Annotated in this window: 16 protein-coding genes and 1 pseudogene; 4 read left to right on the top strand and 13 right to left on the bottom strand. The window is 69.4% G+C overall.

Annotated features, from left to right (window positions below; all coding sequences use genetic code 11):
• The first annotated feature begins 4 nt into the window (after positions 1 to 4).
• Positions 5 to 1,582, top strand: coding sequence for a M14 family metallopeptidase (locus ACOGI9_RS07490; RefSeq protein ID WP_419856537.1), 1,578 nt, complete (start codon positions 5 to 7; stop codon positions 1,580 to 1,582).
• A gap of 33 nt (positions 1,583 to 1,615) precedes the next feature.
• Here the strand turns inward: ACOGI9_RS07490 and ACOGI9_RS07485 are convergent, their stop codons facing one another.
• From ACOGI9_RS07485 to ACOGI9_RS07425, 13 genes and pseudogenes are all read right to left on the bottom strand, one after another.
• A complete protein-coding gene (locus tag ACOGI9_RS07485) occupies positions 1,616 to 2,254 on the bottom strand; it encodes a thymidine kinase (RefSeq protein WP_419856536.1) in 639 nt (212 codons plus the stop codon).
• A gap of 8 nt (positions 2,255 to 2,262) precedes the next feature.
• Positions 2,263 to 3,138 (bottom strand): metallophosphoesterase family protein, encoded by an 876-nt coding sequence (locus tag ACOGI9_RS07480; RefSeq protein WP_419856535.1) that lies wholly within the window; start codon positions 3,136 to 3,138, stop codon positions 2,263 to 2,265.
• Between the two features lie 80 nt (positions 3,139 to 3,218).
• Positions 3,219 to 4,811 carry a BCCT family transporter gene (locus ACOGI9_RS07475; RefSeq protein WP_419856534.1) on the bottom strand — a complete coding sequence of 531 codons (1,593 nt, stop codon included), beginning with the start codon at positions 4,809 to 4,811 and terminating at the stop codon, positions 3,219 to 3,221.
• 130 nt (positions 4,812 to 4,941) lie between these two features.
• Positions 4,942 to 5,370 carry a hypothetical protein gene (locus ACOGI9_RS07470; RefSeq protein WP_419856533.1) on the bottom strand — a complete coding sequence of 143 codons (429 nt, stop codon included), beginning with the start codon at positions 5,368 to 5,370 and terminating at the stop codon, positions 4,942 to 4,944.
• Positions 5,367 to 5,897 (bottom strand): ATP-grasp domain-containing protein, encoded by a 531-nt coding sequence (locus ACOGI9_RS07465; protein ID WP_419856532.1) that lies wholly within the window; start codon positions 5,895 to 5,897, stop codon positions 5,367 to 5,369. The genes ACOGI9_RS07470 and ACOGI9_RS07465 overlap by 4 nt, the downstream gene beginning before the upstream one ends.
• Positions 5,898 to 6,204: 307 nt before the next feature.
• Positions 6,205 to 8,570, bottom strand: a pseudogene (locus tag ACOGI9_RS07460) (aerobic carbon-monoxide dehydrogenase large subunit).
• Positions 8,570 to 9,085: a (2Fe-2S)-binding protein gene (locus ACOGI9_RS07455; protein ID WP_419856531.1), complete on the bottom strand. Its 516-nt coding sequence runs from the start codon at positions 9,083 to 9,085 to the stop codon at positions 8,570 to 8,572. The pseudogene ACOGI9_RS07460 and the gene ACOGI9_RS07455 overlap by 1 nt, the downstream one beginning before the upstream one ends.
• Positions 9,086 to 9,089: 4 nt before the next feature.
• Complete coding sequence (locus ACOGI9_RS07450) at positions 9,090 to 10,028, bottom strand: FAD binding domain-containing protein (protein WP_419856530.1); 939 nt, start codon at positions 10,026 to 10,028, stop codon at positions 9,090 to 9,092.
• Entirely contained in the window at positions 10,025 to 10,492 is a 468-nt protein-coding gene (locus ACOGI9_RS07445; protein ID WP_419856529.1) for a CoxG family protein, read from the bottom strand. Before ACOGI9_RS07445 ends, ACOGI9_RS07450 begins: the two co-directional genes overlap by 4 nt.
• Positions 10,489 to 10,698, bottom strand: coding sequence for a hypothetical protein (locus ACOGI9_RS07440; protein WP_419856528.1), 210 nt, complete (start codon positions 10,696 to 10,698; stop codon positions 10,489 to 10,491). The genes ACOGI9_RS07445 and ACOGI9_RS07440 overlap by 4 nt, the downstream gene beginning before the upstream one ends.
• Positions 10,699 to 10,700: 2 nt before the next feature.
• Entirely contained in the window at positions 10,701 to 11,723 is a 1,023-nt protein-coding gene (locus tag ACOGI9_RS07435; protein WP_419856527.1) for an XdhC family protein, read from the bottom strand.
• A complete protein-coding gene (locus ACOGI9_RS07430; protein WP_419856526.1) occupies positions 11,720 to 12,346 on the bottom strand; it encodes a nucleotidyltransferase family protein in 627 nt (208 codons plus the stop codon). Before ACOGI9_RS07430 ends, ACOGI9_RS07435 begins: the two co-directional genes overlap by 4 nt.
• 69 nt (positions 12,347 to 12,415) lie before the next feature.
• The gene (locus ACOGI9_RS07425) at positions 12,416 to 13,345 is read right to left on the bottom strand and encodes a DMT family transporter (RefSeq protein WP_419856525.1); all 930 of its coding nucleotides are present in this window, start codon (positions 13,343 to 13,345) and stop codon (positions 12,416 to 12,418) included.
• Positions 13,346 to 13,495: 150 nt separating this feature from the next.
• Between ACOGI9_RS07425 and ACOGI9_RS07420 the strand changes: the two genes are divergently transcribed.
• The 3 genes from ACOGI9_RS07420 (at position 13,496) to ACOGI9_RS07410 (ending at position 15,235) form a co-directional block, all read left to right on the top strand.
• Positions 13,496 to 13,948 (top strand): nucleoside deaminase, encoded by a 453-nt coding sequence (locus ACOGI9_RS07420; RefSeq protein WP_419856524.1) that lies wholly within the window; start codon positions 13,496 to 13,498, stop codon positions 13,946 to 13,948.
• A 118-nt stretch (positions 13,949 to 14,066) separates the two neighbouring features.
• Positions 14,067 to 14,390 (top strand): DUF2946 family protein, encoded by a 324-nt coding sequence (locus ACOGI9_RS07415; RefSeq protein WP_419856523.1) that lies wholly within the window; start codon positions 14,067 to 14,069, stop codon positions 14,388 to 14,390.
• A 104-nt stretch (positions 14,391 to 14,494) separates the two neighbouring features.
• Positions 14,495 to 15,235, top strand: a complete 741-nt coding sequence (locus ACOGI9_RS07410) for an ABC transporter ATP-binding protein (protein WP_419856522.1) — start codon at positions 14,495 to 14,497, stop codon at positions 15,233 to 15,235.
• The last annotated feature ends 8 nt before the right edge of the window (positions 15,236 to 15,243 follow it).

Raw genomic sequence — 15,243 nt, 5'->3', positions numbered from 1 at the left:
TCGAATGAGCGTGCGCGTACTGCGGTGGTTGGCGGTTGCGGGGGCGGTGGCGGCGTGTGGAGGTCCGGTGCCGGCGGGCGAAGCGTTTCTCACCCGCGCGGAGCGGACGGAGTACCGGGAAACGAGTTCGTACGCCGACGTCGTGGACTTCCTGGAACGCGCCGCGGCGAGCGATCCGTCGGTCCATTACACGACCTACGGCTATACGAACGAGGGACGGCCGATCCCCATGGTTGTGGTGGGCGACGTGGAAGATGCGAGTGCGGCGTCCGTCAGGGCTTCCGGCAAGACGGTCGTCTACCTGCAGGGCAACATCCACGCCGGCGAGGTGTGCGGGAAGGAAGCGCTCCAGATGCTGCTGCGCGACCTCCTCGCCGGGCGCCACCGCGAGTGGCGGGAGTCGATGGTCCTCCTCATCGCGCCCATCTACAACGCGGACGGCAACGAGCGGGTGCTCCTCACGAACCGCGGCCGCCAGCACGGGCCGGTCGGAGGGATGGGCCAGCGGCCGAATGCCCAGGGCTACGACCTGAATCGCGACCACATGAAGCTCGACTCGCCGGAGGCACGGTCGGTGGCACGGCTGTTCGGCCAGTACGACCCGCACGTGGCCGTCGACCTGCACACGACGAACGGGACGCAGCACGCCTATCACCTCACCTATTCGCCGCCGCTGCATCCCAACACGCCGGGGGAGATCGACGGCTTCCTGCGTGAAGGGCTCTTCCCCCACGTGACCGGAGAGATCCGGGAGAAGTACGGCTGGGAGTACTACTACTACGGGAACGCCTTCGCGCGGGGCGGGGAGGCGCCCGGCTGGTACACCTTCGACCACCGCCCGCGCTTCAACAACAACTACATCGGTCTCCGCAACCGGATCGCGATCCTGAGCGAGGCCTACTCCTACGCGAGCTTCGAGGAGCGCGTGCTCGCGACGCTGTACTTCGTGGAGGAGATCCTCGACTACGTCCATGAGCACGCGGCCGAGGTACGGCGCATCGTCGCGGATGCCGATGCCGCCGGGGTGACGGGCGACATGCTCGCGTTGCGCGCCGTCCCCGAACGCTCGGCCGCGCCCGTCGACATCCTCATGGGCGCCACCGTCGAGGAGGTACACCCCCTCACCGGACGCCCGCTGCTCCTGCGCGCAGACACGCAGTACGTCGAGGCGATGTACGAGTACGGGACGTTCGCGCCGACGCTAGTGGAGCGCGTGCCCGAGGCCTACCTGATCCCCGCTGACCTGGGGGACGTCCTGACCCGGCTCGCGGCGCACGGCATCGCGCTGGAGCCGGCCGGTGCGACGCCCCTGGAGGTGGAGGCGTTCCGCATCGACTCCGTGCAGACGGCCGAGCGGCCGTTCCAGGGCCGCAACGAGCAGAGGCTCTTCGGCGGCTACGAGCCGGCGCGGGTCACGCCCGCCCCGGGCGACATGGTGGCGCGGACCGACCGGCCGCTCGGACGCCTGCTGTTCAGCCTCGTGGAGCCGCAGTCGGACGACGGCTTCGCGAACTGGGGCTTCCTCGCGGACCGGCTGCGTCCCGGCGAGGTGTATCCCATCCTCCGCGTCCCCGGCGGCTGAGGGGTCCTGCAGCAGCGCTCTTGCCCCGGGCTGCTAAACGCCTTCCCAGCCCTCCGCTTCGCGCCGCAGTGACAGCTCCGTCTGGCGGCGATCCCGCTGCGGCACGTCGTGGCACCGGCGGCAACGCGCCTCGTAGGACTCGGCGCCTCCCACCTGGATCGTCGGGCCCTCGGCAGGCGCCGGCTTCCCGTCGATGAGGCGCTGGTTTCTCGTGGCCGGATCGCCGCACACGACGCAGATCGCGGTCAGCTTGTCGATCCGCTCCGCGCGCGCCAGGAGCAGGCCCATGGGGCCGAAGGGCTCGCCGCGGAAGTCCATGTCGGTCCCGACCACGATGACGCGCATCCCCGCATCGGCCAGCGCGTCCACGACCTCGCAGATCCCGTCGTCCAGGAACTGCGCCTCGTCGATCGCGACGACGTGCGTAGAGGGGCGAACCTTCTCGGCCACCTCCACCGAACTGGACACGGGCTCGGCATCGATCTCCCGCCCGTCGTGGGACGAGATCCGGAACTGGCCGCCGTAGCGGTCGTCGAGGTGGGACTTGAAGAGCTGGACCCGCCGGCCGGCGATGAGGGCGCGGCGCACGCGCCGGATCAGCTCCTCCGACTTGCCGCTGAACATGACGCCGGCGACGACCTCGACCCCCCCGTCTCCCGCCCTGTGCCGCATGGCACTTGTCATCGGACGGTCGCGCCCCGGGGCGCCAGGGTGACTTCCCGCAAGTACGCGGCGATCCCCCGCCGGCGGTCCCACTGCCCCGGATACCCCAGGGAGACCTCCTGGAAGGGCACGCCATCGAGCCAGTGGGTGTCCCGGATGTGGAGGTGGCCGTACACCACCGCGCATGCGTTGAACCGCCGGTGCCAACCCCGCGTCCGGCGGGTCCCGCACCACGGAGTGAAGCGGGGGATCTTCGGCAGCACGGCGTGTCGTTCTTCGAGCGGATAATGATTGACCAGGAGCTTCGGAAGATCGGCGGGCGCGGAAGCGAGCCGGGCGGCGGCGTCCTCGCAGCGCGCGGCGCACCACGAGTCCCGATCCGGAAACGGGTCGGGATGCAGCATCACCTCGTCGGAGCAGACCGCTCGGGTCTCCCGGGCCCACCGAACCACCTCATCACGCCGAACGTGCGCTGGCCGAAAGCTGTAGTCGTAGAGCAGGAACAGCGGCGCGAGCAGCACCGGTCCGTCCCGATGTTCCACCACCGGATAAGGATCTTCGGGAGTGAGAACGCCGTGGTTGCGGGCGATCCCGACCAGGTGTTCGTAGAGGCCCACCCCACGGAGCCCGGGCGGAGCATCCGGTATCGTCCACAGTTCGTGGTTTCCCGGCACCCAGACGACCTGTCGAAACTTCGGAGTCAGTCGGGCAAAGCACGCCTCGAGTCGCTGCGCGCCGTGGGTCACGTCGCCCGCCAGGATCAGCCAGTCGTCGGGACAGGCGGGCAGACTCTCCAAGGCCTCCCGGTTCTCCGCATGGGAGACGTGCAGGTCGGACAACGCCAATAGACGCAACGGATCACCGTCGGTGACGAGGCGGGGGGGCAGCAGCACGCATATCGACCGGATCGTACGCAGCGGGACGGTGTGGGGACAGGAGGAGCGCACGTGGGAGTACTCACTTTCCCTGCTCGCTACGGATCGCGCGCCAGGGATCGGAGCAGCCCGGCGATCATGAACCACAGCACGACGCTCACGGGCAGGGCGGCGGCGATGGCCGCGGTCTGCAGCGCCTGGAGACCGTCCGCGAGCAGCAGCACGGCGGCGACCGCTCCCACGCCGAGCCCCCACACGATGCGGAAGCGCCGCGGGGGGTGCGGGTCGCCCATGCTCAGGAAGGTGGTGATGACGAGGGTGCCGGAGTCCGAAGACGTGACGAACCACGTCGCCACGAGGACGGTGGCCATGGCGGACATGGCCCAGGCGAGCCAGCCGGTGTCGCTCATCCGGTCGATCGTCGCGTAGAGCGCGGCTTCGTAGTTCCCGCCCCGGACCAGTTCCATGATCCCCGCCGTCCCGGCGCCGCCCGGGGCAGTGAGTTCCAGGTGGATGGCGTTGCCGCCGAAGACGCCGAACCACACCAGCGCCAGGCCGGTCGGGACGACGAGCACGCCCACGATGAACTCCCGCAGCGTGCGCCCGCGGGAGATGCGGGCGATGAACGTGCCGACGAAGGGCGCCCACGAGATCCACCAGCCCCAGTAGAAGATCGTCCAGGCGTTCTGCCAGGCGGCCGGTCCCGGACCATCGGCGATCCAGAATCCCATGGGGATGGCGCGCCACACGTACTCGCGGGCGGAGGTGGCGACGAACCCGACGAGCCACGTGAAGGGGCCCAGGAACAGGAAGGACCCGAGCAGGAGAACGCTCAGGCCGATGTTCCACTCCGACAGGCGCCGGATCCCGCGCCTTACGCCGGACACGACCGACAACGTGGCCGCCACCGAGATGACGGCGATGAGCGAGACCTGCGTGACGAGACCCGGATCGACGCCGGTCAGCACGTCGAGTCCGGCGGCCATCTGGCTTGCCCCGAGGCCCAGCGAGGTGGCGATGCCGAAAACGCCGCCGAACACGGCCAGCAGGTCCACCAGGTCACCGACCGGCCCGTAGATCCGGTCGCCGATGAGCGGGTACAGCGCGGAGCGCAGCGTCAGCGGCAGCTTCTTGCGGAATCCGAAGTAGGCGAGGCACAGCCCGACCAGGACGTAGGCGGACCAGCCGTGGACGCCCCAGTGGAAGTAGGTGATGCGCATGGCGTGCACGGCCCGCCGCTCGTCCAGCGCGTCGGCGCCCGCCAGGTCGGCGATCGGGTTGTTGGGGTATCCCGCGGCCCCGCTGTTGTCGAGGTAGAAGATCGGTTCGGCGATGGAGAAGAAGAGGACTCCGATCCCGATCCCTGCCGAGAACAGCATGGCGAGCCAGGAGAACCGGCTGAACTCGGGCGAGGCGTCCTCATCGCCGAGCCGGATCCCGCCGAACCGGCTGCACGCCAGGAACAGGCAGGTGAACAGGGTGGCGCACACGGTCAGGACGTAGAACCAGTCGAGCGTGCCCTCGATCCACCCGCGGACGCGGCCGAATACGGCGCCGGCGGCCTCCACGTCCCAGACCGTGGCGAGGACGAAGACGAGCACGACGCCCTTGGCGGCCACCGCCATGCCGGGATTCAGCCCCTTCCACACCCCGCTCTGAGCCGTCGCTCGCCGGCGCCGCCCGCTTTTCATCCGTCGATGGCCGCCTCGCTCAAGCCGCGTTCCAGAGAGATCTCCCCTCTACGCTAACATCGCGCCCACCGAGGAGGCCTCACCCGACGTTCCCGCGGGAACGTACTTGCGCCGGCGGAGGGCGCCAGGATCAGGACGCGATGCGCCGTCGCCGGCGGTTCGGGGTCGCCGTTCGGCGTACGTAGCGGGCCACCTCTCCCATGCCGTCGACGCCCATCCGGGCGCCGAGTGTCTGGTTGTAGTTCGTCGTGCCGTTGATGTCGTACGTGTAGCGGTGGCCCCACGCGTCGCGCACGAACTCGATGCCGGCGATCTCGATCCCTTCCTCGTTGCAGAGCCGGATGTACCGCTGCACCAGCGGGTCGTCCTCCGCGACCGGCGAGGGGCTGAAGAGGCCGGGGCCGGCCGGGCACGCCTCGAGCGGATTGCATGCGTCGGAGGGGCAGAGTTCGAACCCGTCCGCCGTGGAACTGCGCATGGCGAACAGGAAGCGGCCGCCCACGATCTCCACCCGCGTGATGAACGGCTCCGGGGCGTCGATGTACTGCTGGAGGATCATCCGGGCGCCGGGCCCGCGTCGAAGCCGTCGCCGTCGAGATGCCGCTCGAGCTCCCGCGCGTCGCGGAAGAGCCGGATCCCCAGGCCCTTCCCACCCTGGTCGTGCTTCGTGATGAACGGGCCGTCGAAGGTGGCCGCCGCGTCGAGCAGATGCTCCCTCCCCACGGCCAGCACCGTGCGCGGGGTGCGGATCCCGTGCCGGCGCAGGACGAGATCCTGCCGGAGCTTGCTCATCTCCAGTTCGAAGGCGCCAAGCCCGTTGATCACCCGGCGACCGTGCGACTCCAGCCAGTACAGGATCTGCCGGGCCAGTTCGACCGTGTGGACGTGGCCGCGCGTGTGAGACGAAGGGCTGATGCGGTTGATCCAGATGCCCTCCGGAGGCGGCGTCGACGGGTCGACGAGCCCCTCGTTCACGTGCACGAGGCGGACCCGGAAGCCCTCCCTCGCGAGCGCCTCCTGAAGGGGCGGAATCCAGGCCGGGTTTTCGTACAGCACATGTATCTGCGGCAAAGCGGGACGAATCATGGGTTTCCCTCGGGTCGAGTCCGGTTTGACGGGGCACAAAAAAAGCCGCCCGGGTCGGCGGACCGGGGCGGCTCGAAAAAACGCTTTTGGGAGCTAGGAACTCAGCGCATCAACACACCCGGATCCACGCGTCGTGGAGACACGAACACATACAGGCGCAAGTGCTACAGGCGCAGTTCACTCCGCGGGCGCGGAGAGGTCGGATGTCAGGCGCGTGAATCATGGCGCGAGAAGATGTCCGCTTGGGCATCGCGGAGCAACTGAGCCGGCTACGCCCGAACCGTGACGCATCCCTTCATCGGCTCCCTTACTCCGCTACCCCCTTCTCGTTCAGGACCTCCCACACCTTGTCGGGGGTGATCGGGATGTCGAGGTGCGTCACGCCCAGGTGCGCGAGGGCGTCCACGACCGCGTTGGCGATGGCCGGCGGCGCGCCCACCGTGGCCGACTCGCCGACGCCCTTGGCGCCGAGCGGGTGGTGGGGTGACGGCGTGATCGTGTGGCCGGTTTCCCACGCCGGGGTCTCCATGGAGGTGGGACGAGGTAGTCCATGAACGAGCCGGCGAGGTTGTTGCCGTCCTCGTCGTAGGGGATCTCCTCGAACAGGGCGGGGCCGATGCCCTGCGTGAGGCCGCCGTGGATCTGGCCCTGCACGATCATGGGGTTGATGATGTTGCCGCAGTCGTCCACGGCCACGAAGCGGCGCACCGTCACCTCGCCCGTCCCGCGGTCGATGTCCACGACGCAGATGTACGTGCCGAAGGGGAAGGTGAGGTTGGGCGGGTCGTAGTAGTTCGTCGCCTCCAGCCCCGGCTCCAGCCCCTCCGGGAGGTTCGTGTAGGCGGCGAAGGCGCAGTCCTGGATCGTCACGGACCGGTCCGGGGCGCCCTTCACGGAGAACTTCCCGGGCTCCCAATCGAGGTCCTCCTCGCTCACCTCCATCAGGTGGGCGGCGATCTTCGCGGCCTTGGCGCGGATCTGGCGGGCCGCCATCGCGCCCGCGGCCCCGGCGGTCGGGGTCGAGCGGCTGGCGTAGGTGCCGAGCCCGTACGGGGCGGTGTCGGTGTCGCCCTCCTCGACCTGGACGTGCGCGGCGGGGAGGCCGAGTTCCTCGGCGATGATCTGCGCGTAGGTGGTCTCGTGGCCCTGGCCCTGCGACTTCGTGCCGAAGCGGGCGATCGCCTTGCCCGTGGGGTGCACGCGCACCTCGGCGGAGTCGAACATCTTGATGCCGAGGATGTCGAAGTCCTTGGACGGACCCGCGCCGAGCACCTCGGTGAAGCTGCACACGCCGATTCCCATCAGTTCGCCGCGCGCGCGCTTCTCGGCCTGCTCCCGGCGCAGGTCGTCGTAGCCGATCATCTCCCTGGCCTTGTCCATCGCGGCCTGGTAGTCGCCGCTGTCGTACTCCCACCCGAGCGGCGACTGGTAGGGGAAGGCCTCCTTCGGGATGAAGTTCTCCTCCCGCAACTGCGCCGGATCCTTCCCGATCTTGTGCGCGAGCGTGTCCACGACGCGCTCCATGCAGTGCACGGCCTCGGTCACGCGGAAGGAGCAGCGGTAGGCGACTCCGCCCGGCGGCTTGTTCGTGTAGACCGCGTCCACCTCGGCGTAGGCCTGCTCCATGTCGTAGGAGCCGGTGCAGATGGAGAAGAGCCCGGCCGGGAACTTGGAGGGCGCGGCCTGGGCGTCCGAATAGCCGTGGTCGGCGAGCGTCTTGATGCGGAGCCCGCGGATCTTCCCGTCGGCGTCCGCCGCGAGTTCGGCGTCCATGTGATAGTCGCGCGCGAACGAGTCCGCCTGGAGGTTCTCCATCCGGTCCTCGATCCACTTCACCGGCTTGCCCAGCACGACGGAGGCCGCGATCGCGACCACGTAGCCGGGATAGACCGGCACCTTGCCGCCGAAGCCGCCCCCGATGTCGGGCGACACGACGCGGATCTTCTCCTCGGAGAGTCCGACGTGTCCCGCCACGAGGGCGAGCACGGTGCGGATCGCGTGCGGTGCCTGCGTCGTCATGTAGACGGTGAGGTGGCCCTCGACGGGGTTGAAGTCGGCCACGCAGCCGCACGTCTCGATCGAAGCCACGTGGATGCGCGGCACGTGCATGCTCTCGCGCACGACGACGTCCGCCTCCTCGAACACCTTGTCCGTGGCCTCCTTGTCCCCCGCCTCCCAGTGCCAGATGCGGTTGTCGGTCTGGCCCTCCTTGTCGGTGCGGAGGACGGGCGCGTCTTCCTCGAGCGCCTTGAAGGGGTCTATGACGGGCTTCATCGGCTCGTAGTCGACCTCGACCGCGGCCACGCCGTCAGCAGCGGCGTAGCGCGACGTCGCGATGACGGCCGCGACCTCCTGCGCCTGGTACATGACGGTGTCCGTGGGGAGCACCATCTGGGTGTCCGACATGAGCGTCGGCATCCAGTGCAGGTTGTACGCCTCGAGGTCCTTGCCGGTGAGGACGGCGAGGACGCCGGGGACCTCCAGCGCCTTGCTCGAGTCGATGCCCTTGATCTTCCCGTAGGCGATCGGGCTGCGGACGATGTCGAGCCACAGCATGCCGGGGAGGACGATGTCGTCGATGTAGTTGCCCTTGCCCTGCAGGAAGCGCGGGTCCTCCTTGCGCTTCATGGAGTGCCCCATGCCGCAGATGTCGGCGGAAGTCTTCGGTGCCATCAGCTGTCCTCCCCGTCGGTCGCGGCGTTGGCGGTTTCGGCGGCGGCGCCCATCTTCTCGGCGGCGTACTGCACCGCCTTGACGATGTTCACGTAGCCGGTGCAACGGCAGAGATTGCCGGAGATCGCCTCGCGGATCTCGGCCTCGCTCGGGTTCGGGTTCTCCTCGAGGAGGGCCGCGCCGGTCATCAGCATGCCGGGCGTGCAGAAGCCGCACTGGAGGCCGTGCTTCTCCCAGAAGCCCTCCTGGAGCGCGTGCATGCCGTCGGCCCCGGCGAGCCCCTCTACGGTCGCGATCTCGGTGCCGTCGGCCTGCACGGCGAGGACGGTGCACGACTTCGTCGGCTTGCCGTCGAGCAGCACGGTACAGGCGCCGCAGTGCGTCGTGTCGCAGCCGATGTGGGTGCCGGTGAGCCGCAGGTCGTCGCGGATCAGGTGGACGAGGAGCGTGCGCGACTCGACCTCGGCCGCGTGCGCCTCGCCGTTCACGGTGACGGATATCTGGTGTGTCGCCATCGCTCTACCCTCCGGCCCCGGCGCGCGCGAGCGCCTGGCGGATGGCCCTCGCGGTGAGCACGCGGGCCATGTTCCTCTTGTATTCGACGGATCCGCGCCGGTCTTCCACCGGTTCGGCCATGTCGGCGGCGGCCTGGGCGGCGGCCGCGATCACCTCGTCCGCGCCGGGCGCCTTCGTGATCGCGTCGCGGATCTTCTCGATGGCGCCCCGCAGCCCGCCCGCCGGCACGAAGTCCGCGCCGAGGAGCGTCTCTTCGGCGGCGGTCGCGCGGATGGGCGCGAAGCCCAGGTTCGTGAGCCCGACGCCGGCCCGCGTCACCTTGCCGTCGTCGTCGAGGGTGAGCTGCACGGCCACGCCGGCCACCGCGTAGTCGCCCACCTTGCGCTCCAGCTTGACGTAGGCGCCCCCGCTGCCCGCGGGCGGCACCGGGATGTGGAGTTCGGTGAGGATCTCATCCTCCCCGAGCGCCGTCATGAAGAGACCGTGGAAGAAGTCGTCGATGTCGATCGTGCGCTCTCCACCCGGCCCGGTGGCGATGACGTGCGCCCGCAGCGCGAGCATCGTTGCCGGGTGGTCGTTCGCGGGGTCGCCGTGCGCGATGTTCCCGCACACCGTGGCGCGGTTGCGCACGAGCGGGTCCGCGATCACGCGGGCGGTGTCGAGCAGGATCGGATAGCGCTCCGCCACCGCCGCCGATTCCTCGAGTTGGGCCTCCGTCACGAGCGCCCCGATGCGGAGACAGCCGTCCCGCTCCTCGATCGTGTCGAGCCCGGGAATGCGGCCGATGTCGATGATGTTCGCGGGAGAGGCGAGCCGAAGCTTCATCATCGGGAGGAGGCTCTGGCCGCCCGACATCACCTTCGCGTCGTCGAGTTCGCCGAGGAGGCCGAGCGCCTCGTCCAGTCCTCCCGGCGCGTGGTAGTCGAACTGCGGGGGGATCATGGCTCTGCCTCCTTCGCCTCGTTCTCAAGGGCGCTCGTCAGTCGCTTGACGAACTCCTGCAGCATTCGCCTGGAGACGACCTGCGTCATGCCGCGGCCGAGCTGCGCCAGGATCCCGGTGACGGTCACGTCCGAGTCCATCGTCACCTCGGAGCCGCCATCGGGCAGCGCCGCCACCCGGCTGTTCATCGTCATCTCGGCGGTGCCCATCCCGGCCTTGCCCTGGCCCAGGGCGCGGACCACCGCGGACCGCTCCTCTTCGTTCAGCATGAAGGATACGGTGCCGGTATACGCCGCCACGAGGGGGCCCACCTTGACGGTCATGCCGCCCTCCCACGTCGTGTCGTCGATCCGCTCGGTGATTTCCGCCCCCGGCAGGAGTTCCGAGAGCTGCCGCGGGTCGGAGAGGATCGCCCACACCTCGGCGGCGGGCGCGTCGATCGTGAACCCTTCCTCGATTCTCATCGGTCTTCATCCTCCATGGCCATCCGCAGCGAGCGCCTGCGACGAACCACGAGGACATAGGCAATGACGGCACCGATCGATACGACCATGCCGATGTTCCCGTAGGTCGTATTGACCTGCAGGCCAAGGAACAACGAGAAGGAGAACATCAGGTAAAGCAATGCGATCACCGCGACGTGCGCGGCGATCCTCAGCAGCCTTCTCAATATCACCCCCTCGTGACTTGTTCCTGGAGATACGTCCCGGGCGAGGCGTCGAACCGGGTTCGGCAGCCCTCGCAGCAGAAGTAGACGGGTTCCCCCTCGAAGACCGAGGACGGAGAACCCGCCACCGGGACGGTCATTCCGCACACGGGATCCGTCGCCTCGTCGTCCGCCCGCTGACCGACCGCCGCCGCCGCCTCCTCCTCCTCTGCGGACGCGTGACCGGAGGCCACCGCCTCCGACGCCTTCGGTTGCGCCTCGAGCTGGACGATCTCGGCGAGGATGCTGACGGCGATCTCCTCCGGGCTCTCGGCTCCGATATCGAGGCCGGCGGGGCCGCGCACGCGGGCGACCTCGTCGGCGCCGAGTCCGTGCGCGGCCAGCACGCGGCGCACTTCCTCCATCCGGGTGGGGGAGGCGATCACGCCCAGGTAGTCCGGGGCCGCGGCCGCCAACTCCGCGAGCGAGCGCTCGTCCCGCTGTCCCATGGTGGCGACGACCCCGTACAGTCTCCAGCCGCGGGGCCGTTCGGCGTAGCGCGCCGCGGTCTCCGCCAGATCGTCCACGACCTCGTCGGCCGCCGCCGCGAGCGCCTCGTCCTCGGACGCCTCGGCCACGGTCGTGTATCCCATCGCGCCGCCGAGGCGCACCAGCGCGCCGGCGACGGGCGAACGTCCCGCCACGATGAGGACGGGAGCCGGAAGAACCGGATTCACGTGCACTTCCACCTTCCCTCCGCTGCTGCAGGACATGGGCACGGGGACCAGCCCGTCCGGGCGCCCGGGACTCGACCCGAACGCGAGGAGCCTGGGCTCCCCCTGATCCAGGGTCTCCAGCGCGTGGCGAATCACTTCCGACCGGGTGCAACTGCCGCCGATCCAGCCGTGCATGACGCCGTCCGCCGAGATCAGCGCCATGTTGCCCGGCTTCCCGCTCGTGGGGCGCTCGCTCCGCACGACCGTGGCGAGCGCGTACGGCTGCCGTCCGGCCGTCAACCTCGCGGCGAGATCCAGCAGGTCGCGTTTCACGGGAGATCGCCCGAGCGGGAGCCGACCGCGGCGAACTCCCTCCGCACGGCTTCATATTCGTCCGGTCGGTCGAGGTCCCTGAGCCGGTCGGTCGGCCAGTCCACCGTGACCGCCCGCCCGTGGTGCCGTCGAACGACTTCCCGCCCGCACCCCGCCCGCATGCGGGAGATCTCGCCGAAGAGGCCGCGGCCGTAGAGGATGGGCGGCGCGTTCACCTCGCCGTAGCGCGACACGACGAGCGGGGTCTCCGTCTCCGCGTACCGCTCCACCAGCGTCCGCACCATGCGCGTGGTCACGAACGGCATGTCGGACAGCATCACGATGGCCGCCCCGCAAGCCGCCGGCACTGCGGCGACCCCGCAGGCTACGGAGGTCTGGATACCGGCCTCGTGATCGGGATTGAAGATCGGTGTGCAGTCGAGGTCCTGGAGCTCGCGCTCGACGGCTCGGCGCGCGTGTCCGGTGACGGGGATGACGGGGTCGAGGCCGGCTTCACCCGCGAGGCGAACGGCGCGGCGCACGAGCGTCTCGCCGCCGACGTCCAGCAGGAGCTTGTTTCGGCCCATTCGGGTCGACGACCCGGCGGCCAGCACGATTCCCGCTACCCTGCGCTCCTCGGACATGACCTTCAAAGTAGGCCGCCCCCGGATACCGTCGCGAGACCGGCGGTCCGCGACGGAACCGGTCGCACGTCACGGTGCGCGACGACGCCGGCGGCCGGCGAGGCCGCGCGCCACGGCGACGCCCGAGAGAATGACGGCGGCGCCCGCCAACTGCTGCGGCGTGGGCGTCTCCCCCAGCCACATCCACGCCGTCGCCAGCGCGATCACCGGGACGAGGTTCTGGTACACGGCCGTCCGGCTCTGACCGATCGTCTTCATGCCCCGCGACCAGAGCAGGTAGGCGATCGCGATCCCGAAGACGCCCGTGTAGGCCGACGCGAACCAGATCCCCGGCGGAATCGAACTCCAGTCGACGCGCATCAGGTCCGGGATCCCCATGCCGACGATGACGGGAAGGGCGGCCCAGAGCGTCCACCCCGTCACCTCCAGCGCCCCGCGGCGCTTCGTGATGCGCCGTCCGAAGACGGTGAAGGACGCCCAGGAGAGCGCGGCCCCGAGGACGAGCAGATCGCCGAGACCGGCGCCTCCGACTTCCTGCGTGCCGCCGGTGATGAGGATCGCCATGCCGGCGAGCGTCGCGACGACGCCCAGGAGGATCGCGGGACTGAACCGCTCCCGCCCGAGCGCGGACGCGATCAGGAGCACCCACACGGGACTCGTGGAGAGGAGCAGGGCGGCGTTCCCCGTCAGCGTCAGGTCGATCCCGTAGATGAAGGTGGCCTGGAAGATCACGTGGCCCACCACCGCGAGTCCCGCGATCCGCGGCCACTCGCTCCGCGGCGGGAGGACGGGCCGCCCCGTGGCGCGGAGGAGGCACCAGACCGCCAGTGCCGCGAACGGGAAGCGCACGGCGTTGAAAGCCAGGGGATCGAGTTCCCGAAGGACGACCTTCACGACCGAGAAGTTGATGCCCCAGATGATCGCCGTCGCCAGGAGGCCGAGGTCGACCGTGAGGTCGCGCGCACGCCGGGAGGGCCGGCCGCCCTTCGAGTTCGTCAATCCGCAGGCCGTGGGGTCGGGACGAGGTGTCCCCGGCCAAAATCCGGGGACGGGACGGGAGGAGTATATTCGCGGGGGACTCCGGGCGTCGAACGCATACGCCCAGACGAAACGAGCGTCGTGATGAATGTCGTGATGAATGACGAGTTCATGAGGCGGGCCATCGACCTGTCCGAACGCAGCGTGGAGGAGGGCGGCGGGCCGTTCGGCGCCGTCGTGGTGAAGGACGGCGAGATCGTGGCGGAGGGCACGAACCGCGTCACGCTGGACAACGATCCCACCGCCCACGCCGAAGTCCGGGCGATTCGAGAGGCCTGCGAACGGCTGGGCACGTTCGATCTCGGCGGCTGCGAGATCTACACGAGTTGCGAGCCGTGTCCGATGTGCCTGGGCGCGATCTACTGGAGCCGGATCCGCCGCGTCTACTACGCGAACACCCGCGAGGACGCGGCGCGCATCCGGTTCAGCGACGAGGACATCTACGACGAGTTCTCCCTGCCGCCCGAGGAGCGCCGGATCGTCTCGCTCGTGCGGATCCCCTCCGCCAGAGCCGGGGAGGCTTTCGAGCGCTGGATCCGGAAGCGGGACCGGACGCCCTACTAGCAGCAACCTCGTGCGGCTCAACGTTGACCGGGAGTGGTGCGTTTTATAAGGTGCCGCCGCCGACAGCGGCCGCTCTCGGGCGGGTCGGCGCGCCGATTCGCCTGAGGGAAGGGGAGCCATGGCAAACCAGGTCAACGCCGGACGATTCAGGCGCCCGATGCGCCTGCTGGCCGGAGCCCTGGTGGCCCTTTCGCTCGTTGTCGTTGGCCTCTCGGAAGGTTCGCATACGCACGAGGACGACGAGGGGGGCCATGCCCCGGCGGCGTGTCTGATCTGCGAACTGCCGCACAACATGGGGCCGGCGCCCTCCACGGCGACGCCGAGCATCGGCGAGTTCGGTCTCGTGCAGGGTCCCGCCCTCCGCGGGCGCCAGTTGAATGTCCGGGCCGCCCATCTCTCCCCGCACCGCAGCCGCGCTCCCCCGCTTCCCATCTCTCTGTAGCGAAACGCTGTTACGAAAGGCCGCTCTGCCGATCCGGTGATCGGCAGAAGACTTGTCGAACGTTGCGCCGGTGACGGCGCGGCAAACGCGAGAGATGGAGATCCATGCAGACCGCCGATTCGGGTGCGGGGCGACCGCCCCTCCTCGAGGCCCGCGGGCTCAGCAAGCGCTACGGCGCGACGCAGGCCCTCGATTCCCTCGACCTGGCCATCGAGCCGGGAGAGGTCTACTGCCTCCTCGGCCCCAACGGGGCGGGGAAGACCACGACGATCAACCTCTTCCTCGGCTTCGTGTCGCCGTCCGGGGGCCAGGCCCTGGTGTCCGGGATGGACGTGTCCACCCACGACCGGGAGACGAAGCACAGGCTCGCCTACATCCCGGAACAGGTGATGCTGTACCGCAATCTCAGCGGGCTGGAAAACCTCGAGTACTTCGCCGCTCTGGGCGGGAAGGGGTCGCTGGGGCGCGAACGGCTCGCCGACATCCTCGTCGAAGCCGGCCTGGAGCGCGACGCGGTCGACCGCCGCGTGTCCGAGTACTCCAAGGGCATGCGGCAGAAGGTTGGGATCGCGATCGCGATGGCCAAGGAAGCCGACGCCCTTCTGCTCGATGAGCCGACATCCGGTCTCGACCCCAAGGCCTCCAACGAGTTCTCGGCCCTGATCGAGCGGCTCAGGCACGGCGGCGTCGCGGTGCTCATGGCGACGCACGACCTGTTTCGCGCGAAGGAGACCGGGACGCGCGTGGGCATCATGCGCTACGGAAGCCTCGTCACGGAGCTGGGCACGGACGAGATCGGCCACGCGGATCTCGAGCGCGTCTACCTGGAACACATGCACGACTAGCACGACAT

This window comes from Candidatus Palauibacter irciniicola (assembly GCF_965208695.1).
Classification (GTDB): Bacteria; Gemmatimonadota; Gemmatimonadetes; order Palauibacterales; family Palauibacteraceae; genus Palauibacter; species Palauibacter irciniicola.
The sequence above is the reverse complement of the archived record's forward strand: the minus strand, read 5'-3'. Positions and strand labels throughout refer to the sequence as shown.

Coding starts and splice junctions, on each gene's coding strand:
- ACOGI9_RS07490 (WP_419856537.1), top strand. CDS start 5: ATGAGCGTGCGCGTACTGCGGTGGTTGGCGGTTGCGGGGGCGGTGGCG.
- ACOGI9_RS07450 (WP_419856530.1), bottom strand. CDS start 10,028: ATGATCCCCCCGCAGTTCGACTACCACGCGCCGGGAGGACTGGACGAG.
- ACOGI9_RS07485 (WP_419856536.1), bottom strand. CDS start 2,254: ATGCGGCACAGGGCGGGAGACGGGGGGGTCGAGGTCGTCGCCGGCGTC.
- ACOGI9_RS07470 (WP_419856533.1), bottom strand. CDS start 5,370: ATGATCCTCCAGCAGTACATCGACGCCCCGGAGCCGTTCATCACGCGG.
- ACOGI9_RS07430 (WP_419856526.1), bottom strand. CDS start 12,346: ATGTCCGAGGAGCGCAGGGTAGCGGGAATCGTGCTGGCCGCCGGGTCG.
- ACOGI9_RS07465 (WP_419856532.1), bottom strand. CDS start 5,897: ATGATTCGTCCCGCTTTGCCGCAGATACATGTGCTGTACGAAAACCCG.
- ACOGI9_RS07455 (WP_419856531.1), bottom strand. CDS start 9,085: ATGGCGACACACCAGATATCCGTCACCGTGAACGGCGAGGCGCACGCG.
- ACOGI9_RS07445 (WP_419856529.1), bottom strand. CDS start 10,492: ATGAGAATCGAGGAAGGGTTCACGATCGACGCGCCCGCCGCCGAGGTG.
- ACOGI9_RS07420 (WP_419856524.1), top strand. CDS start 13,496: ATGAGGCGGGCCATCGACCTGTCCGAACGCAGCGTGGAGGAGGGCGGC.
- ACOGI9_RS07415 (WP_419856523.1), top strand. CDS start 14,067: ATGGCAAACCAGGTCAACGCCGGACGATTCAGGCGCCCGATGCGCCTG.
- ACOGI9_RS07475 (WP_419856534.1), bottom strand. CDS start 4,811: ATGAAAAGCGGGCGGCGCCGGCGAGCGACGGCTCAGAGCGGGGTGTGG.
- ACOGI9_RS07410 (WP_419856522.1), top strand. CDS start 14,495: ATGCAGACCGCCGATTCGGGTGCGGGGCGACCGCCCCTCCTCGAGGCC.